Origin of the sequence: Bacillus atrophaeus (assembly GCF_001584335.1) — a bacterium.
GTDB lineage: Bacteria > Bacillota > Bacilli > Bacillales > Bacillaceae > Bacillus > Bacillus atrophaeus.
Window position 1 is genome coordinate 915,161 of sequence record NZ_LSBB01000001.1, and the last position, 19,160, is coordinate 934,320.

The 19,160-nt window shown below is 44.1% G+C and carries 17 protein-coding genes; 14 read left to right on the forward strand and 3 right to left on the reverse strand.

Annotated elements, in window-relative coordinates; all coding sequences use genetic code 11:
- Window positions 1–91: 91 nt before the first annotated feature.
- From AXI57_RS04495 to AXI57_RS04505, 3 genes are all read right to left on the reverse strand, one after another.
- On the reverse strand, window positions 92–769 hold the full coding sequence (locus tag AXI57_RS04495; RefSeq protein WP_061669351.1) for a YukJ family protein: 678 nt from the start codon (window positions 767–769) through the stop codon (window positions 92–94).
- A gap of 122 nt (window positions 770–891) precedes the next feature.
- Entirely contained in the window at window positions 892–2,028 is a 1,137-nt protein-coding gene (ald, locus tag AXI57_RS04500) for an alanine dehydrogenase (RefSeq protein ID WP_003327133.1), read from the reverse strand.
- 110 nt (window positions 2,029–2,138) lie between these two features.
- On the reverse strand, window positions 2,139–3,368 hold the full coding sequence (locus AXI57_RS04505) for a PucR family transcriptional regulator (protein ID WP_003327134.1): 1,230 nt from the start codon (window positions 3,366–3,368) through the stop codon (window positions 2,139–2,141).
- Window positions 3,369–3,836: 468 nt separating this feature from the next.
- Between AXI57_RS04505 and AXI57_RS04510 the strand changes: the two genes are divergently transcribed.
- The 14 genes from AXI57_RS04510 to AXI57_RS04575 all read left to right on the forward strand — a co-directional run bounded on the left by AXI57_RS04510 (window position 3,837) and on the right by AXI57_RS04575 (window position 19,160).
- On the forward strand, window positions 3,837–4,130 hold the full coding sequence (locus AXI57_RS04510; protein ID WP_010789801.1) for a WXG100 family type VII secretion target: 294 nt from the start codon (window positions 3,837–3,839) through the stop codon (window positions 4,128–4,130).
- 68 nt (window positions 4,131–4,198) lie between these two features.
- Complete coding sequence (gene yukD / locus AXI57_RS04515; RefSeq protein ID WP_010789800.1) at window positions 4,199–4,438, forward strand: ESX secretion system protein YukD; 240 nt, start codon at window positions 4,199–4,201, stop codon at window positions 4,436–4,438.
- A 14-nt stretch (window positions 4,439–4,452) separates the two neighbouring features.
- Window positions 4,453–5,781, forward strand: a complete 1,329-nt coding sequence (essB, locus tag AXI57_RS04520) for a type VII secretion protein EssB (protein WP_061669352.1) — start codon at window positions 4,453–4,455, stop codon at window positions 5,779–5,781.
- A gap of 60 nt (window positions 5,782–5,841) precedes the next feature.
- Entirely contained in the window at window positions 5,842–10,326 is a 4,485-nt protein-coding gene (gene essC, locus AXI57_RS04525) for a type VII secretion protein EssC (protein ID WP_061669353.1), read from the forward strand.
- The gene (esaA, locus tag AXI57_RS04530) at window positions 10,323–13,517 is read left to right on the forward strand and encodes a type VII secretion protein EsaA (RefSeq protein ID WP_061669354.1); all 3,195 of its coding nucleotides are present in this window, start codon (window positions 10,323–10,325) and stop codon (window positions 13,515–13,517) included. The genes essC and esaA overlap by 4 nt, the downstream gene beginning before the upstream one ends.
- A gap of 7 nt (window positions 13,518–13,524) precedes the next feature.
- Window positions 13,525–14,001: a type VII secretion protein EssA gene (gene essA, locus AXI57_RS04535; protein ID WP_010789796.1), complete on the forward strand. Its 477-nt coding sequence runs from the start codon at window positions 13,525–13,527 to the stop codon at window positions 13,999–14,001.
- A gap of 61 nt (window positions 14,002–14,062) precedes the next feature.
- Window positions 14,063–14,794, forward strand: coding sequence for a (S)-benzoin forming benzil reductase (locus AXI57_RS04540; RefSeq protein ID WP_061669355.1), 732 nt, complete (start codon window positions 14,063–14,065; stop codon window positions 14,792–14,794).
- A gap of 214 nt (window positions 14,795–15,008) precedes the next feature.
- Window positions 15,009–15,539: an HD domain-containing protein gene (locus AXI57_RS04545; protein WP_061669356.1), complete on the forward strand. Its 531-nt coding sequence runs from the start codon at window positions 15,009–15,011 to the stop codon at window positions 15,537–15,539.
- Window positions 15,540–15,728: 189 nt separating this feature from the next.
- Complete coding sequence (locus AXI57_RS04550; protein ID WP_061669357.1) at window positions 15,729–15,965, forward strand: YuzF family protein; 237 nt, start codon at window positions 15,729–15,731, stop codon at window positions 15,963–15,965.
- Between the two features lie 237 nt (window positions 15,966–16,202).
- Window positions 16,203–17,309 carry an AI-2E family transporter gene (locus AXI57_RS04555; RefSeq protein ID WP_010789794.1) on the forward strand — a complete coding sequence of 369 codons (1,107 nt, stop codon included), beginning with the start codon at window positions 16,203–16,205 and terminating at the stop codon, window positions 17,307–17,309.
- A 63-nt stretch (window positions 17,310–17,372) separates the two neighbouring features.
- On the forward strand, window positions 17,373–17,594 hold the full coding sequence (locus AXI57_RS04560; RefSeq protein WP_003327142.1) for a spore germination protein: 222 nt from the start codon (window positions 17,373–17,375) through the stop codon (window positions 17,592–17,594).
- Between the two features lie 70 nt (window positions 17,595–17,664).
- On the forward strand, window positions 17,665–17,913 hold the full coding sequence (locus AXI57_RS04565) for a YueH family protein (RefSeq protein ID WP_061669358.1): 249 nt from the start codon (window positions 17,665–17,667) through the stop codon (window positions 17,911–17,913).
- A 189-nt stretch (window positions 17,914–18,102) separates the two neighbouring features.
- Window positions 18,103–18,501: a YueI family protein gene (locus AXI57_RS04570; RefSeq protein WP_003327144.1), complete on the forward strand. Its 399-nt coding sequence runs from the start codon at window positions 18,103–18,105 to the stop codon at window positions 18,499–18,501.
- 107 nt (window positions 18,502–18,608) lie between these two features.
- Window positions 18,609–19,160, forward strand: coding sequence for a cysteine hydrolase family protein (locus AXI57_RS04575; RefSeq protein ID WP_061669359.1), 552 nt, complete (start codon window positions 18,609–18,611; stop codon window positions 19,158–19,160).

The window sequence follows — 19,160 nt, forward strand, 5'->3', positions numbered from 1 at the left end:
ATCACGCCGGCAGTCTTTCTTTTTTATAAGGATCTTGCGGTTCGCGTATCACTCCATAAAAAAACGCTCCCCGAAAGGGAGGAGCGTTTTTTTAATATTTCTGATGTGTATGGTCACAATCCTCTACAGGATTGCCCTCCTCGTCAGTACACCAAGATTGTGATAAGAAAGCTAAAAACACTGCCGCCCATTGGTCGGCAAATTGTATCAAAATGCCTCCATCATGCCATGAGCCATTATCTTTTTTCCACCGGGTATCCATGGCGTTTCCTTGGTTCATGTGAATATTGTGCATCCCGTTTGTCGGGGTAAAACCAAAAATTTTATCCGGCGCCTGTTCTGGTCCGAACTTTGAGCCGTAAATATAAACGGGCGCTTTTTCTTCTTTGGCCTTTTGCATGTAGGTTTCAATAAAATCATTTAAGTCATTATCAGGCCCCGTCACTTCATGAGGGAGAGGTTTCATTTTTGCAGAATCGAAAAGATTGCCCCGCACATAGTCTAAAGCAAGATCCCGATTCGCGGCATCAATCTTTATATATCCATACGGCAGGTTCGGAAGTAAGGTGATGGAGCTAGAATCAAACTGATCATCAGCCAGATACAAAACCTCTGACTCTTCAGAACTGGACATCACATTAATCGCACATCTATAACGCGTATCCTTTTCACCAATCACTTCTACTTGGAAATGCGGACTGTCATCATCTGTTTCTCTTCTCATGTCTGAAACGATTCCTTTTAACACTCCATATTGTTGAACTGCCATACGAATCCCCCTTTACCTTCAGTATAATCATCTATTTCGGCCTGCCATCTCCTTTTTCCTTTGAAAAAGAGCATATTTTACAAAAAAAGCTTGCAGAATGGAATCTGCAAGCTAACGTTTTATTAAGCGCCTGCTACAGAAGACTCGTCCTGTAAGGCTTTTTCGGCGGATACATAATCATATCCTAAATCTCTTGCAACGGCTTCATATGTCACATGGCCGTTCGCTGTGTTTAATCCGGCCTTTAATGCCTGATTTTCAGCTATTGCTGCAGCAGCGCCTTTGTTCGCAATTTGCAAAGCGTAAGGAACCGTTACATTCGTCAATGCCACTGTTGATGTCCGCGGCACAGCTCCCGGCATGTTTGCAACAGCATAGTGCACAACGCCGTGTTTTTCATAAGTCGGCTGATCGTGTGTTGTGATATGGTCGACAGTCTCCACGATACCGCCTTGGTCAATGGCGACGTCAACAATCACTGAGCCGGCTTTCATTTGTTTGACCATTTCTTCCGTAACGAGAGTCGGAGCTTTTGCACCGGGAATTAATACGGCGCAAATGAGGAGATCCGCTTCGGCTACAGCATCTGCAATATTGACGGGGTTAGAGATTAACGTTTTAATCTGATGGCCGAAAATATCGTCCAGCTGGCGCAAACGGTCAGCGTTTAAGTCGATCATCGTAACATCAGCACCCAGCCCGACAGCCATTTTCGCTGCGTTTGTACCAACCACTCCTCCGCCGATAATCGTTACTTTTCCTCGGGAAACTCCAGGCACGCCTGCTAATAAAATGCCTTTTCCGCCTTTTGGCTTTTCAAGGAATTGCGCGCCTATTTGTGCTGCCATTCTTCCCGCTACCTCTGACATTGGCGTGAGAAGAGGCAATGACCGCCCGTCGCTTACCGTTTCATATGCAATGGCAGTTACGCCTTTATCTTTTAATGCTTTTGCAAGTTCAGGTTCTGCGGCTAAATGAAGGTAGGTGAATAAAACAAGCCCTTCGCGAAAATACACATATTCCTCAGGAAGAGGCTCCTTGACCTTCATTACCATCTCGGCATCCCACACCTGTTTGGCGTCCGCGATGATTTCTGCGCCTGCAGATACATAATCTTCATTTTCGAATCCGCTTCCAAGCCCGGCGTTAGATTCGATGAATACGCGATGGCCTCCGCTGACGAGCTGTGAAACCCCGCCCGGCGTTAAAGCGACACGGTTTTCATTGTTTTTTATCTCTTTTGGAACTCCGATAATCATATCTGATTCCTCCCATTTGTTGCGTAGTTACTATGCTATTAGTGTATCCCGATTTTTAAGAAAATTCTTTGTTTGAAAAAGAAAATAAAAAAACACCGATTTGTGAAATTTCACAAATGAGTGTTTCGAAGCTTGATATCCAGATACATCGTGAATTTCTCATTAATATTCTTTAAATCGAATTCAGCGATCTGGCTGATTCTCTTCAGCCGGTAATTCAGCGTGTTCACATGAATATTTAAAGCTTTTGCGGCTGTATTGACGTTGCTGTCAGCGTCTATAAACCGTTCCAAGGTCTCAACCAGGTTTGATTGATGCTCTTGATCGTACTGTTCCAGCTTTGCCAGAGAGTAATTGAAGTATCCGGTATGCTTGCGTTTTTCATCTAATACATCGAGATACTGATAAATGCCCAGCTCCGAAAAGCTGAATAGGTGTTTGGTTTCTCTCACAAATCGCTCTTTTGCCTTTAAGACAGCGAGAGCCTCCTGATAGGAGCGGTATACATTTGAGATTGATTCGTATATCCCGCCGAAAGCAATTGAAGCGTCCTCCAATTTATAACGGTCTGTCAGCTGTTTTTGTATGCGGAAAGCAAACTGCTTCAAATCTTTAAAGGGCTGATCATTTTTGGGAGCTGTTAAAATTATAAGTTCATTATAATCCGCAGTTGCCAGCAATACATGGACCTGCTGGGTGGTCTCTTGTAAATATTGCAGCTGCCGTTCTTTTTTCTCAGTCATTTCGCTTTGCAAGCGAATAATCATGACAGAAAAAACAGGAGGGACCGCCATCCCGAGCTTATGAAATCCTTCTGCCATTTCACTTTCTTCATGTATGTGACCTGTCAGCATTTTCCAAAAGAATTCTTGGCTGCGTTCTTCATTTTTTGTTTTTCTGATTTGAAGATTGAGGAGCTTATTCCGCACCGCTTTTGCAGCCATTTGCAAGGTCAGCAAATCATCGTCCGATAGCGTCTTTTGAATTTCAAGCGCCCAGATGAAACCAAGCACCTGATTGTTTTTCCAAATGGAAATGGCCACGCGGTTGCTTAGGCCGACCTCATCAATTTCCTTCACTCTGATCGGCTGGTCCGTTTTATGCAAAGCGGGAATCGTCCCGTCCTTCCATAATTTATTAATGACCTTTTCGGGCACTCTTCTGCCGATGATCGTCGACGTCCGGGCCGGATCAGTACAATCGCTGTGGGTGCTGTACGCCAGCAGCTTGTGATTAACATCTTCTATTGTAATGGGGCATTGTAGAACCTCGCTGATATGGTCGGCGACATCCTCAAGCCTGTCAAAACTGTATTTAAACGGATCACTTAGATTGGTCATACATATCCCTACTTTTTCATAGCTTTCATATGTTGTTGGCAAGATGCCATCCCCTGCTTTTATTATGTGTGCAGTTGTTTGGGGAAATCAACAAAAATCCTCTGACACGGCCTGTTTGTCTGCTTGATGAACGAAGGGTTATTCGGATGGAGGAAGACATGCGCAATGAATCTCTTTGAAATTGGTGCAGAGGCCTCAATTTTTCTGAAAGCTTCCTTTTTAAAAAGACGGCGGTGATTGGGTATTTTGAACTAATCGGAAAAAGAAGGAATATGTAAGAGAATAAACCTATTTGTTTCATATTTTATGGAATTTTTACGTAAAGAGAGATACCCCAATGGACTCATTTTGTAAAATTAAAACATATTTGTTTGACTATACCGAAATCTTGTTTTTATAATAGAAACGTTCTAAAAATAAGTGAATTAGCCCATATTTAGGCTGATGGCACAGGAGGTAATGAGGAATATGTCAGGAATTATTCGTGTCACACCCGAAGAGCTAAGAGCAATGGCAAAGCAATATGGCGTTGAAAGTCAAGAAGTAATGAATCAGGTAGATCGTTTAAACAGAATGATCTCCGATTTAAAAGGAATGTGGGAAGGTGCTTCAAGTGAAGCGTTCGCAGATCAATATGAGCAGCTCAAACCTTCATTCATCAAAATGTCAGAATTGCTTCAAGATGTGAATCAGCAGCTTGATCAAACAGCAAACACTCTTGAGTCTACTGACCAAGATATCGCAAGCCAAATCCGCGGATAATAGTATGAAAGCGAAGGAGCGCCTGATTCAAAGAAGATGGCGCTCTTTCTATGTAAGGGTGATTATAAATGTATATTGATATTACCATAGATTTGAAACATTATAACGGCAGTGTCTTCGACCTCAGATTGTCAGATTACCACCCGGTGAAAAAAGTGATTGACATCGCTTGGCAGGCCCAAAGCGTCTCACTTCCTCCGCGAGAAGGCTATTGGGTCAGAGTGGTAAATAAGGAAACAGTGTTTTCTGGAGAGTGCAAATTATCTGACTGCGGCATTACAAGCGGAGACCGGCTTGAAATACTATGAAAGGATCTGGTTGAATGTCAGATAAAAAAAAGTCCTATTTAGAAAACCAATTAGAAGCTGAAACCGCAAAGACGGAAACAGGCTATACATTTACCTTTCAGCGGGAAAAAATCAAACTTCTGAACGGTCTCGAAGCAAATGTGATTAAAGATGTTAATCCATTTTTTCATAAAGAGATCGGTATCACAGAAGATGAAGTGATCATCACAGTCCAACCTCCTCCCTCATACAAAGAATTTCGCTCTATCAAAGCTAAAGATAAAAAAAGCAAGTGGCAATTCGCCTATCAGCTCGTTCAGGCTGTCCAGCAGCACACCATGAAGCGGCTTCATCTGATTGTCGCACCGGAAAATATCGTATTCAACAAGGGCTTAACGCCATACTTCCTTCATTATGGAGTGAAAGAAAGCATCCCTCCATATGACAATGACGAGGAGAGAGTGTGGAACGAACTGAAAGCTGCCGCAGCCTTGGCTGTAGACGGCGAATTTGCGTTTGAAGACTATCTTAAATTCAGCGAAACGATGACCTTTTCAACGGCAGCAAAGGAAATATTAAACGCGAAAACGGCTGATGAATTGCTTGAACTCATTCAGACCAACATTGATCAGCTTGAAGCTAAAGAGAAGACATACATACATATCCCGAGAAAAAAGTGGAGCATCCAAAGGTATATCGGCCTGGCGCTGATTGTTTTGCTCGTTCCGTCGCTGATTTATGCCATGTATTCATTATTTTTCGCCCAGCCGAAGCATGAAGCGATTGTGGAGAGCAACCGCGCGTTCTTAAATAAGCAATACAGTGAAGTCATCAGCAAGCTGTCCAAATACGATGCGGAAAGCCTGCCGGAATCGGTGCAGTATCAACTGGCTTCATCATACGTGGCGGTTGAAAAACTAGGTGAGAACCAACGGAAAAACATTCAAAATCTGGTCACGCTTCAATCAGACCCTCAGCATTTTCTGTATTGGATTGATATTGGAAGAGGCGATAACAAAGAAGCAATCAGCATCGGGCGCAAGCTTGAATACAACCCATATATAGGTTTAGGCCTCATTAAATATAAACAAGAACTATTAGCAGATGACAGTATGAAAGATGAAGAAAAACAAAAAGAACTCGACTCTGTACAAAGTGAGCTAGAAAAAGCAGATAAAGAAATAAATGAACAAAAAGAAGAATCAGACACTGAAAACGCTCAAAGCGATACAGCCGAACAAACATCCGCAGAAGAGGCGAAAGCAGCGGAAGAGAAAAAGAAAGCGGAAGAGAAAGAAAAACAAGAACAAGAGAAAAAAGAAGATAAGAATGATAAGAAAGATGAGAAAAAAGATGATAAATAGCTTCATTCAAAATGTGCAAATTGATACATGCTGTGCTAAGGCCGCGAGGAGGTTCGCCATATGAGTCTTTTATGGATTTTCTATCAGCAAAACTTCCAAAAAATAAAATTGTCTGATCTCCCGATATCCCAGCCGGTGACAATCGGACGTGATGTGAAGGATTCCGTCACCATCCTCAGTATGCCGTTTGAAAACGGAGCTGTTTCTCTTCACAGGAGTGAGGATGATGAATATGAAGTTTTCCTGGGAAATGACCGACTCGGCGTTTTGTCCTTAAGAGAATGGTTTTCTTTGCAGTCCGGTCAGCAGGAGGTTCGGCTGCTGTTGACAGACGATCAGCAGGGCGCGTCTTTCTTCTATGTAGGTGAAAAAAACGAAATCACTTGTTCATCTGATGTTCAAAAAGCCGACGTTTATAAAGAGAGAAATGAGTCTGCTTTTCCTGGTAAAGGCGCTTTTTCATTGCTTCAAACGATGGGGTGCTGGAATGTCATCCCGGCAGATCAGGACGTTTTCCTGAATGGTGAGAAGGTGAAAGAGGATACGCCGCTTCAGGCAGGAGATGAGCTATTTTGGAATTTTATTCAAATGAGAATTGTGGAACATGATCTTTTGGAGATTATGCATTATGAACCATATGAAACAACTTTAGTGGAAACGGCAAAGCCAAGCTCGGAAATGAAAAAGAAATATCCGCAATACCGGAGAACACCGCGGATGGTTTATGACCTTCCTGAAGACCGAGTGTCATTCAGCTTTCCTTCACAAGAAAGCGATCAAAACAACAGAGGGCTGTGGCTTGTTATCCTGCCGCCTATTGTCATGCTGATCGTGATGGGGATTGTTGCCCTCATTCAGCCGCGCGGAATCTTTATCATCGTGTCTCTGGCAATGTTTATGATGACCCTTATCACGTCGACGGTTCAATATTTCCGTGAAAAAAGCCAGCGGAAAAAACGGGAAGAAAAACGAGAGCGTGTCTATAAGCTTTATCTGGATAACAAACGGAAAGAGCTTCAGGAATTGGCTGAAAAACAAAAGCAAGTGTTGGAATTCCATTTCCCTTCTTTTGAAAAAATGAAACATCTCACCACAGAAATCAGCGACCGCATTTGGGAAAAATCACTGGAAAGCGCTGATTTTCTTCAGCTCCGCCTCGGGACCGGAACGGTTCCGTCCAGCTATGAAATTTCGATGAGCGGCGGAGACCTGGCAAACCGGGATATCGACCATTTAATGGAGCAATCGCAACACATGCAGCGGGTATATAAGGAGATCCGCCAAGCGCCTGTTACGGTTGATTTGGCAGAAGGGCCAATGGGGCTTGTGGGAAAATCGCAAATTGTGAAAAACGAAATTCATCAACTGATCGGACAGCTGGCTTTCTTTAATAGCTATCATGATTTGCGGTTCGTCTTCATTTTCCATGAGCATGAATATAAAGACTGGGAATGGATGAAGTGGCTGCCTCAATTCCAAATGCCTCATATTTATGCGAAGGGCTTTATATACAATGAACAAACCCGCGACCAGCTTTTATCTTCCATTTACGAAGTGTTGAGAGAGCGCGATTTGGAAGAGGAAAAAGAAAAGCTGCTGTTTAAACCGCACTTTGTATTTGTGATTACGAACCAGCAGCTCATTTCAGAGCATGTCATCTTAGAATATTTAGAAGGGCGGCACGAGCATCTCGGCATCTCTACGATCGTTGCCGCGGAAACAAAGGAAAGCTTATCGGAAAATATTCATACCCTTGTCCGCTACATCAATGAGCAGGAAGGGGATATTTTAATCCAAAAGAAAAAAGCGGTGCGGATTCCGTTTCAGCTTGACCATCATCAGCGGGAAGACAACGAACGGTTTTCACGAACGCTCAGAACACTGAATCATCAAGTCGGCATTACCAACTCCATTCCTGAAACGGTATCGTTTTTAGAACTGTTTCATGCAAAGGAAGTCAAGGAAATCGGAATCCGGCAAAAATGGAAAACTAGCGAATCAACGAAGTCGCTGTCCGTTCCGATCGGCTACAAAGGGAAAGATGACATTGTCTATCTGAACCTCCATGAAAAAGCCCACGGGCCGCATGGATTGCTTGCGGGGACAACGGGTTCCGGAAAAAGTGAATTTCTCCAGACCTACATCTTATCGCTTGCGGTTCATTTTCATCCGCATGAAGCGGCCTTTTTATTGATTGACTATAAAGGCGGGGGCATGGCTCAGCCGTTTCGCAATATTCCCCACCTGCTCGGTACGATCACCAATATCGAAGGAAGCAAAAACTTCAGCATGCGGGCGCTCGCTTCCATTAAAAGCGAATTAAAAAAACGGCAGCGCCTGTTTGATCAGTATCAAGTCAATCACATCAATGATTATACAAAGCTGTTTAAACAGGGGAAAACAGATATCGCAATGCCGCATTTGTTCTTAATTTCAGATGAATTCGCCGAGCTGAAGAGCGAGGAGCCTGATTTTATCAGGGAGCTTGTCAGTGCTGCGCGTATCGGCCGAAGCCTCGGAGTCCATTTGATTTTGGCGACGCAGAAGCCTGGCGGAATCATTGACGATCAAATCTGGAGCAACTCGCGCTTTAAAGTGGCGCTCAAGGTTCAGGATGCGAGCGACAGTAAAGAAATTCTGAAGAACAGCGACGCCGCAAATATTACCGTAACAGGACGGGGGTATTTGCAGGTCGGAAACAACGAAGTGTACGAGCTGTTCCAATCCGCGTGGAGCGGAGCACCTTATTTGGAGGAAGTGTACGGCACTGAGGACGAAATCGCCATTGTGACGGACACTGGGCTTATCCCGCTTTCTGAAGTTGATACGGACGAGCTTGCGAAAAAAGAAACACAGGCTGAAATTGAAGCCGTTGTTGATGAAATCGAACGAATCCAGGAAGAGATGGGAATCGAGAAGCTGCCAAGTCCATGGCTGCCGCCGCTTGCGGAACGAATTCCGCGCACTCTCTTCCAATCCAAAGACAAAGGGCAATTTCATTTTGCTTATATTGATGAGCCTGATAAACAAAGCCAAACGCCGCTTGCTTATACGATGATGGATGATGGGAATATCGGTATTTTCGGATCGTCCGGCTACGGAAAATCCATCGCGGCGACCACGTTCCTAATGAATTTCGCGGATGGGTACACGCCTGAAGAACTGCATATGTACATCTTTGACTTCGGCAACGGAACGCTGCTCCCGTTAGCGAAGCTGCCGCATACAGCGGACTACTTTTTGATGGATCAAACACGTAAAATCGAAAAGTTCATGATTCGGATCAAAGAAGAAATCGACCGCAGAAAAAGGCTGTTCAGGGAAAAAGAAATCAGCCATATAAAAATGTACAATGCGATCAGCGAAGAAGAGCTTCCGTTCATTTTCATCACGATTGACAATTTTGACATCGTGAAGGACGAAATGCATGAGCTTGAATCGGAATTTATCCAAATCACCCGTGACGGGCAGAGCTTAGGGATTTATTTCATGCTGACAGCGACACGGGTAAACGCTGTCCGCCAATCGTTATTAAACAACTTAAAAACAAAGGTCGTTCATTATTTAATGGATCAGTCTGAGGGCTACTCCATTTATGGCCGTCCGAAATTCAGCCTGGAGCCGATCCCCGGGCGCGTTATTATTAACAAAGAAGAGCTTTATTTCGCGCAGATGTTCCTGCCGGTGGAAGCAGATAATGATATGGACATGTTTAATGAATTAAAAGCGGACGTTCAAGCCCTTCTGGAGCGTTACAGTTCGCACCAGTCTCCGGCGCCGATTCCGATGCTGCCGGAAACCTTGTCATCAAAAGAATTTTCTGTCCGCTTCAAAAAAGACCGCGCGCCTTTATCTATTCCGATGGGCCTTGATGAAGAAACAGTCAGCCCGGTGTATTTTGATTTGGCGAAACATAAGCACTGTCTCATCTTGGGGCAGACGCAGCGCGGAAAAACAAATGTCATGAAAGTGATGCTTGAACACCTGATAGATGATGAGACTGAACTGATCGGCCTGTTTGATTCAATTGACAGAGGTATGTCGCAGTATGCAAAAGAAGCGGACGTGTCCTATCTGGAAACGAAAGAAGATATCATGCAATGGATCGATGCTGCCGAAGAAATTTTCAAAACGAGAGAAGCAATGTACTTAGAAGCCGTTCGGCAGGGAGATGCCGCCAGCCTTCGTTTCTCACAAGTTGTGCTGATGATAGACGGCATCACGAGATTCCAGCAAACCATCGACACGAGAATCCAGGATCAGCTGGCACTGTTTATGAAATCTTACGCCCACCTTGGCTTCAGCTTTATCCCGGGCGGAAATCACAGTGAATTCTCAAAAGGCTATGATTCATTGACGACAGAAATGAAGCAGATTCGCCATGCGATTCTTCTGATGAAAAAATCTGAACAAAATGTGATTCCTCTCCCTTACCAGAGACAAGAGCCAGACATCCAGCCGGGCTTTGGCTACATTGTTGAAAACGGGAAGGAGCAAAAAGTTCAAATTCCTTTATGTTCTGCGGAAAGGGAGAATGCAAGATGACAGAACAACGAAAAAGCGTGATCAAATTAATATCTGCCATCATCATCATTTTGCTTTTGCCGGTGTTGTTTTTCCGATTTATCGGAGACGACCCGACAAAGCAAAAAATAAACGCAACACGGCAAATCGCCGTGGTCAATGAAGATACCGGCTTATTAAATGAAGAAGTGTCGGCGGATGAAGAGGATGAGCAATCGGCACAGTTCGGTAAAGAGGTGGCAGCTGTCTTAGGCGAGCGCCCCGATTACTCGTGGACGGTTGTCAACCGAAGCGCCGCTGAAACCGGACTGGCATCCAAAAAGTATGATGCGGTAGTCTATATACCTTCTGATTTTTCGAAAAATATTTTGAGCTATGATCAAGAGCGCCCGCAAAAAGCAACGCTGGAATTCAGTGTTCAGGATAATCTGAATGCCGTAAACAAAGAAAAGGTGCAGCGTGAGCTTGAGGATGCCCAAAAGTCCATGAACAAAAAAATGTCGACATTATATTGGAACTTTGTCTCGCAGAAAGTTGACAATGTCAGAGAAGAATTTGACAACATCGTCAACAAAGAATCAGAATTTCAAAATGTCATGTACAATTTCTATAAACCGAGCTCCAATGATTTAGCAGGTGAGATCAAACGCCAAAAAGACCTGATCGACGAGCTGAAAAAATCAATGAATGAAGCGCAAGGCACAACGAAAGAAAAAGCGACAACAGCAGACGAAGCGAAAAGCGTGATGAAAGACTTCGTCGAAACGGTTGAGAAATACAAACAATATCAAGAAAATCAAAAGAAGCTGCTACTGGCGGCACAAGATTCAAACCAAAAACAAATCCAAACCGGACTTGACGCGATCAAAGCACAGCAAGCAGCTAATCAGTTCAGCGAGATGATGAGCCGACTGTCTACAGGCATAAGCCAAGTGAAAACCCAGCTTGGGCAAACAAGCACAGTTTTGGCAGCTACCCAGCAAATCAGAGAAGGCCAGGTGCCTAAGCAGGAATTTGGAATGGCGAAGATACAAAGCGAACTTATCAATCAATATCAAGCCGCATCAAGACAGACTGCGCTAAACCAAGTGTATGGTCAGCTCGTTGACGCGCGTAAAGCGCTCACGATTGCGAAAGATGACCCGGTTCCGGATGAAGATAAAGGTTCTGACGATAAAAATCAAGATCCAAAAAAAGAAGATCCGGAAGAACTGAAAATTGATCTGGAAAAACAGCGTGATGAACTGAAATACATCGCCGCCGACATTCAGGACATTTCAGACAGTCTGAAGGAGCCTGAAAAAGAAGATCCAACGACAGAAAAACCGAATGACGGAAGCACTCCTGGTCCCGGTCCTGATGATCAACAGGGAGACGCTGGGAACGGCGATAACGGCAGTGATACCGGGGACAACGGACAAACGGACGGCGGGACTCAGGAGGATAAGGACCAGCAGCAGGGGACTGCCGGCGAAGATCAGAACGGTGACGCCTCTAACGGTAAGTCATACAGCGGAGAAACCGAAACAAATGCATCTGCCAAACAAACTGCGTCATCTGATTCAGCACTCAATTTTGTCCAGCTGGCAAATGAAGACGGAACCGGAGATTCTGGTGATACCGGAGGCGGCGGAGACACGATACAGCCAGAGGATGAAGATCAGGCAGGAAGCGATTCTGATATCGCCAAAGCAAAAGAACAGCTCAGCAAAGCATCAGCACGAATTAAGAAAATTGAAGAAGAGCTTAAAGAAAAAGAAAATACGCATAATGAAGAGCTGAAAAAGAAACTCAAAGAACTGCAAGATCATATGGATGGTCTTAATGATGAAATTGACGATTTGAAAGACCAAGTAAAAACGCTCGATAATAAACTCGAAAGACTCGAAGAGAAACGAAAGCAGGAGTTTGAGAGGATTTACACTGCAATTCGCGAATTAGAATATAAAGATCAGCTTCAATTCTATGGAGAAATCAATACAGAAAGCATCTCTGCTTTAATGAAATACTATAAATATTTATCTGTATATGACTCTGTATTATCAGGAACCATTGATGCTGCTGCAAAAAGCAGTGCCATTGAGGGCCAACAAGGAAACGTCACATCAATCCTAGCCATCAAACCGGAAGAAACCGCAAGCTGGGAGAATCTTAAAAACAATACGATGGCTACCGATGAAGACATCGACAATTTCATTGAAGGCATGACTGAGTTTGCGAGCAACTACAGCAACTATATCAGAGACGAGCAGTCTGGCGTGTTAGATGAGCTTTCCAAAATCTCTGAAAGCGCGGCAAATGCTTCTGATCAGTTGGCAAGCGGCGCGGCTCAAGAAGCAGCCACATTTAATGACGGCGGCCTCTCGGGTACGATGGCGCTTACTGTACAGGATACGGTAGGGCAAAAAGTGCTTCAGATCTCAGACATGATGGGCTCATTATCTGACCGCCAGTCAGGCATCATTAATTACACCAGCAACATGCAAGAGAGTGTAAATGAAGTACAGACGAAAGCAGATACGTTAAATAACAACTGGGGTAAAAATGTGGATTCCACGAAGCTTGTGCGTAAAGATGTCTACGGAATCTTGGGCAACACGCTCGTCGACGGGCAAAACAACGGGTATGTCTATGACTATTTGGCGAATCCGCTCAAAATCAGCGGTGAAGTTCCTGAAGAACGGACACAGACTGTACCGCCGGTTGTGATACTCGTCATTATTTTAATCAGCAGTCTGCTGATCGGATATTTCAGCTCGTATTATCAAAATGCCCCGATTCTTGTAAAAGGTGCGCTCTTTGGTATTCTGAACATTTTGGTCGGACTGATGATCAGCTTGTTCGGGCTTAATATCTATTCACTTCCTGACGATCAGACGATTCAGTGGTCAATCTTTACAATTTTGCTTCTGGTTGCAAGTTCGGCCTTTATTCGGGCGGCATTTATATTTGGATCAATAGCGGGCTGGATCGCGTCATCGGCTATGATTTTATTCTATGTCGCACCGCTGATTGATTTGGTTATGCCGAACTTCAGCTTCGATAACCCTGTTTCAAAAGTATATATCGACATTCAGTACGGAACGGGCCATTTGTTTACGATGGGAATCACTGCTTTACTGATCATTACGCTGATTACAGTGGCTTTGCCGCTGGTTATTCGGCTGATGGCAGATAAAACGGCGGAGATTGAAGAAACCCATGACGTATAAGTGGTGTATGGAAAAGGGGATCATGCTTTTTATGCTCTCCTTTTTCCTTTTCATTCCGTCCGCCGCCGCCGTAACTGAAGAGAATACAGATGTAAAACCGAATGAGTATCAACAGAAAGATGTTGAGATCAATACAGATTACTTACATGAAGAATCCTATTATGAAGAAAAAACGGCTTTGCCTGAAGAGCAAAAAAATTTAACATTTGAACTGCCGTCAAAAGATCCCGACGCTGAGCTGAAAAAAGAGCTGTTCACCTCATCTGATATTGAGGATTCAAACACTATTAAAGCCCAAACGAAACAGCTGGGACTTACGTTTGATGAAAAACCGGCTGTAAAGTCAGCTCAAAGTCAAACGGATGAAACGGCTAAACCATCATTTTTGCTGCCGATGATATACACAGTTCTGATTTTGCTCGGAATTGCCGGCATTATCTTCCTCATTCCGAGGGTAACGCTGCAAGACAACAAAAAGCGTTAAGTTCAGATGCTTGTTTTCCCATTCTGCAGTACGTAAAATAAACCAGGAAGGAGGAATTGCCATGCAGCTTTATATCATCACCGGGGCTTCAAAGGGCTTAGGAGAAGCGATTGCGCAACAAGCTTTAGAAAAAGGCCACAAGGTGCATGCCTTATCCAGATCGGAAAGCAGGATCAGCCATGAGAGGCTCTCACAGCATCAAATCGACCTGACGAATCTTCAGGAAGCGGAGCATCAATTTAACACGCTGCTTCAATCCATACAGCCTGATGACTTCTCCGCCGTCACACTGATCAACAACGCCGGAATGGTCACGCCGATTAAAAGGGCCGGAGAAGCGTCGCTGGAAGAACTGCAGCGCCACTATGATCTCAACCTGACAGCTCCCGTGCTGCTAAGCCAGATGTTCACAAAACGCTTTAGCACATTTGAGGGTGAGAAAACGATCGTAAACATCTCATCCGGGGCTGCGAAGAACCCATACAAAGGCTGGAGCGCATATTGCAGTTCAAAAGCCGGTTTGGATATGTTTACGAGAACATTCGGATATGAACAAGAGGACGAACGTCTTCCAGTGAAAATGATTTCATTCTCCCCAGGCGTCATGGACACCGATATGCAGGCGGTCATCCGCTCATCATCAAAAAAAGATTTTCATGACATCGAACGGTTTCAAAAGCTGAATGAGACAGGAAACCTGCGCAGTCCGGAATTTATCGCAGGCACCTTGTTATCTCTTTTAGGCGATGAAGTGGAAAATGGGCGTATATATAGTATAAAAGAGTTGTTGTAGAGCGGGAGACATCCCGCTCTTTTTTATATGGAGAATTGGGCAGTCTCGGGGCCGGCTTATGTCCAATCATTCTCCAGTCGGGTGCATATACTGACTGAAACATACTTTTTGCCGTATAGGAAATGAGGATATAAGGCAAAATGATGTGACATAAGAATTGAGTTTCTTCTCAGGATATGTTAGGATTCTAAAAATATATAAAGGAGGGGTTTCCATGAGAAAGGTTACATTAATGGATGTCTTCACCCATCCAGTTGCACAAAAATATTTACAGCGTTCCGGTGTGGCTCATGCGATTGCCTGCGCTTTTCATGCGTATCGTCTTTCGGTAAAAGCGAGTGTCAGTCCTGATTTGGCTGCGAAAGCGGCGCTGCTGCATGACATCGGACATTACGAATGGTACACAGACGGTGAATGGGATTATGAAAAGTACAGAAGAAATGATATTCACGCCATCAAAGGTGCGGAGCGCGCCCATAAGCTGCTGATTCGGCTTGGTGAAGAACCTAAAGCGGCAAAAGAAGTGGCGCTGGCCATTTTGCTTCATACTGATTCTTATTTGCCTGAAGGCGAGTTGGATAAAAACACGCTGCAGCAAATTGTGAAAAAAGCGGACGAACTGGATGAAGAACCTGGCGGACATCATCATTACCGTCAAATAGATCACACGGCCGCGCTCAAAAAAATTCAAAAGCTTGATCAGTTAATCGACCAAGCCCAATCCCCCATAACAAAGCCAGTATAGGCCTTTTTCGGCCTTCCGCTTTTACATAACCCAACGGCGACACCGTTTCCCGTCATGTATCCCGCCCTTAGTTGTCTCCGCGTTGAATCTCTTCCTTTTCCTTTTCATTTCTTGGCGGTTTGCCTATGTCATATGCCTTATTCGAGGCATATGCTGAGGTAAACCAAGAAATAAAGGGGACTAAAAGAAATGGCTCATCAGGGAAGTCCGCAATTGGTGTCTTTAGTAGATCCTTACGTATATCAAACTATCCAAAAACTGATCGGCTCCAGGTTCGTTGTTCAGACTGTAAAAGAAATCGTCAGAGGGAAATTGAAAGAAGTCAATCCGGACCATATCATTATTGAAGGCAGCGGCGGTTCCGCTTTCTTAGTCAGAATCGGGCAAATCGTATCCGTTATGCCGGATTACAGCGAAAGAGTGTAAAGGAAGGCGGCATAGAAAGAGGAAGAAGGGACGATCCGGTTTTCCGGGGATGTCCTATTTTTCTGTTGCACGCTATAACGCAAAGAAACGCGATTTGCACCTCATCCTGCATAGATGGCTATGCTCTTAAAGAACTCTTTAAAACATGGAGTACTGACAGCCTCCTTTTTTTGATACAATCATAGTACCAGTCCGATCTTTCATCAGAAAAGATCGAAAAAACTAGGAGGAAAAAGCTTGTTGAAATCGAAAGTTCACTTTTGGACATTGCAAATCTTATTTGTATTGCTCATTATCCTTGTATCAACGAAAGTGTCATTTATTTTTCAGCCGTTTATCATCTTTATCTCTACGCTGTTCTTTCCGATTTTAATTGCAGGGATCTTATTTTTTATTTTCAATCCGGTTGTCCGTCTGCTTGAGAAAAAAATACCGAGGACATTATCAATCTTATTGATTTATTTACTGTTTATCGGTTTGCTTGTTTTTGTATTTGCGACGGTCGGGCCTATTCTTACGTCCCAAATCTCCGGATTATTTGGAAATCTTCCTGAATACATAAAACAAATTCAGGGCTTAACAAATGATTTATCCCATTCCCAGTGGTTTACATGGATGATGAATCAAGATTACGTGTCGATATCAAAAATCGAACAGTCACTGACAAGTTTTCTCCAGAGCCTGCCGCAAAATATTACATCAAGCCTGTCAGCGGTCTTTGGCGTAGTGACGAATATCACGCTTGTCATTATCACTGTTCCGTTTATCCTTTTTTATATGCTGAAGGACGGCCATCGTTTTCCGCACTTGGCTGTCAAAATATTGCCCGCCTCTTATCGGACGGAGGGAATGAAGATTTTTAAAGACTTATACGATACGCTGGCTGCTTATTTCCAAGGCCAGCTGCTGATCTGTCTTTTTGTCGGAACCGCTTGCTTTATCGGTTATTCCATTATTGGTCTGCCGTATGCTTTGATTCTCGGACTCGTCATGGCAGTCACTAATATTATTCCGTATGTCGGGCCATTTCTCGGTGCGGCTCCCGCAGTCATCATCGGGCTGATGGATTCACCGGCTAGAGCGCTTTTTGCGATCATTGTTGTAGTGGTCGTTCAGCAGCTTGACGGCAATCTTCTGTCACCGCTTGTTATCGGAAAAAGACTGAATACCCATCCATTAACGATTATCCTTTTGTTAATCGGGGCCGGAAGCTTTGGCGGTATTCTCGGCATGATTTTGGCTGTGCCGGTTTACGCCGTGTTAAAGGCGTTTTTCCTGAATATTGTCCGGCTCATTAAGCTTCGCCAGCGATCTAAGCTTGAAGCGGATCATTCACGCCTATAAGACGCGGGCACCTTTTCAGCCCATCCGCATATGATGCTTGAAATAAGCGCGGGAGGTGTGTGTATGCCTGCAATTGTAGGGCCGATCTATATCATGTCATTAACCGGAGATGCCGCGGCAAGCTTCGGCGATGTTTTTGCCATTTCCCCCAAAAGCGTTGATCAAACAGGCGCGGGATCCGGTGCGTTTCACAGCGGTGATTTTATGAAAGTAAACAACCGTTACAGCAAAACATATTACAGCGACGCCGATGTGATTGACGAGACAATATCTTTTAACGGGTAACAGCCTTGATAAGAGGCTGTTGCTTTTTTATAGTATAATATGAATAGTCTTTTATTAGAGGAGCAGTCTTATGAAAATCAGAAAAGCAAACATCATTGCACAAATCGGCATGATCGGCGACGTCTATCTTCATGAAAATAAAAAAGAATTTCATACACTTGTCGCCGTTCCCCAGCTGGAATGGAGCACAATCATCTCATATGAAGAAGAGAAAGCCTCTCTTTCTGAAAGGCTGGAGGTGTCATTACGGCGTCTGACAGAAGAAGAGCCGGCTTTAGAATTGACGAAAAAAATCATTCATTGGGTAACTGAAATGTAATCAGGCGGACAAGCATTCCGCAGATCAGTTTAGCCTCCGCCGCACGAGGGAATACTCCTTATCGGGGAGTACTGAGGGCGGGGCTGACATGCCAAGCGGTCTTGTCTGTGGGCTATATTGATTTCGAATCATTGAGTCCGGCATCATGCCGGTCACACATCATGTTATCTGAACCAGGAGGACGGGCTTTTGAGCGACGAAACAATTGATCTCTATTTGCAGCAGGGGATGTATGGGCCTTTGGAAACAAAACCTGATGAACGGCACTTATTTTTAGGCTCACTTCGGGAAAGAGTCATTATTGCGTTAACGAAAGGACAGGTTCTGAGGAGCAAACCCTACGAAGAAGTGAGGCAGGCGATTCAGAAAAATAAAGGAGCGTCTCTATTAATAAATGGTGAGCTGAATTATACGGCTTATTCTCCGTATATGAAGATGGCCCGCCAGAATGGCATGCATTTTTCTATCATATCAGACCTGCATTTCAATACGCCTTTAGGCCTCGTCATTGTTGAGCAACAGGCGATTAATCGAGATGCCATATATGTTCAGGACGATATTTTTAAACGGTCGGTTCTGAAAACCTGAAAGAGGCAAACTTACGGTTTGTCTTTTTACTGATTTTTCAGTTGCCAATTCACTTACAACTGTAGATAAGATATAATGTTCTCATACCGATGGCGGGGAGGCCGGCTATGAAAAAAGCACTTATTTGTATTGATTATACGAATGACTTTGTTGCAAGCGGCGGCAAATTGACTTGCGGAGAGCCAGGCAGATTGATTGAAGATGAAATCGTCAGTTTGACAGCGGCCTTTATAAAAAATGGTGAATACGTCGTTTTTGCCGTAGATTCACATGAAGAAGATGATGCATATCATCCGGAAACCCGGCTTTTTCCTCCGCATAACGTAAACGGAACGGAAGGAAAAGAGCTGTTCGGAAAGCTATTGCCTGTTTATCAGAAACATGAGAACGAAAAAAATGTATACTATATGGAAAAAACGAGATATTCTGCTTTTGCGGGTACCGATTTAGAGCTGAAACTGCGTGAGCGGCAGATTGAAGAGGTGCACTTAGCCGGAGTCTGCACCGATATATGTGTGTTGCACACAGCTGTCGATGCGTACAACAAGGGCTTTCGGATTGTTGTTCACAAACATGCTGTCGCAAGCTTTAATCCTGAAGGGCACACTTGGGCTCTTTCCCATTTTGCAAATAGCATCGGAGCGAAAGTGGCAGAGTAA

Excerpts from the sequence above, each read along its gene's own strand:
- essA (WP_010789796.1), top strand. The coding sequence starts at position 13,525 with ATGGAAAAGGGGATCATGCTTTTTATGCTCTCCTTTTTCCTTTTCATT.
- AXI57_RS04545 (WP_061669356.1), top strand. The coding sequence starts at position 15,009 with ATGAGAAAGGTTACATTAATGGATGTCTTCACCCATCCAGTTGCACAA.
- essB (WP_061669352.1), top strand. The coding sequence starts at position 4,453 with ATGTCAGATAAAAAAAAGTCCTATTTAGAAAACCAATTAGAAGCTGAA.
- AXI57_RS04540 (WP_061669355.1), top strand. The coding sequence starts at position 14,063 with ATGCAGCTTTATATCATCACCGGGGCTTCAAAGGGCTTAGGAGAAGCG.
- AXI57_RS04575 (WP_061669359.1), top strand. The coding sequence starts at position 18,609 with ATGAAAAAAGCACTTATTTGTATTGATTATACGAATGACTTTGTTGCA.
- AXI57_RS04550 (WP_061669357.1), top strand. The coding sequence starts at position 15,729 with ATGGCTCATCAGGGAAGTCCGCAATTGGTGTCTTTAGTAGATCCTTAC.
- AXI57_RS04565 (WP_061669358.1), top strand. The coding sequence starts at position 17,665 with ATGAAAATCAGAAAAGCAAACATCATTGCACAAATCGGCATGATCGGC.
- yukD (WP_010789800.1), top strand. The coding sequence starts at position 4,199 with ATGTATATTGATATTACCATAGATTTGAAACATTATAACGGCAGTGTC.
- esaA (WP_061669354.1), top strand. The coding sequence starts at position 10,323 with ATGACAGAACAACGAAAAAGCGTGATCAAATTAATATCTGCCATCATC.
- ald (WP_003327133.1), bottom strand. The coding sequence starts at position 2,028 with ATGATTATCGGAGTTCCAAAAGAGATAAAAAACAATGAAAACCGTGTC.
- AXI57_RS04510 (WP_010789801.1), top strand. The coding sequence starts at position 3,837 with ATGTCAGGAATTATTCGTGTCACACCCGAAGAGCTAAGAGCAATGGCA.
- AXI57_RS04505 (WP_003327134.1), bottom strand. The coding sequence starts at position 3,368 with ATGACCAATCTAAGTGATCCGTTTAAATACAGTTTTGACAGGCTTGAG.
- AXI57_RS04495 (WP_061669351.1), bottom strand. The coding sequence starts at position 769 with ATGGCAGTTCAACAATATGGAGTGTTAAAAGGAATCGTTTCAGACATG.
- AXI57_RS04560 (WP_003327142.1), top strand. The coding sequence starts at position 17,373 with ATGCCTGCAATTGTAGGGCCGATCTATATCATGTCATTAACCGGAGAT.
- essC (WP_061669353.1), top strand. The coding sequence starts at position 5,842 with ATGAGTCTTTTATGGATTTTCTATCAGCAAAACTTCCAAAAAATAAAA.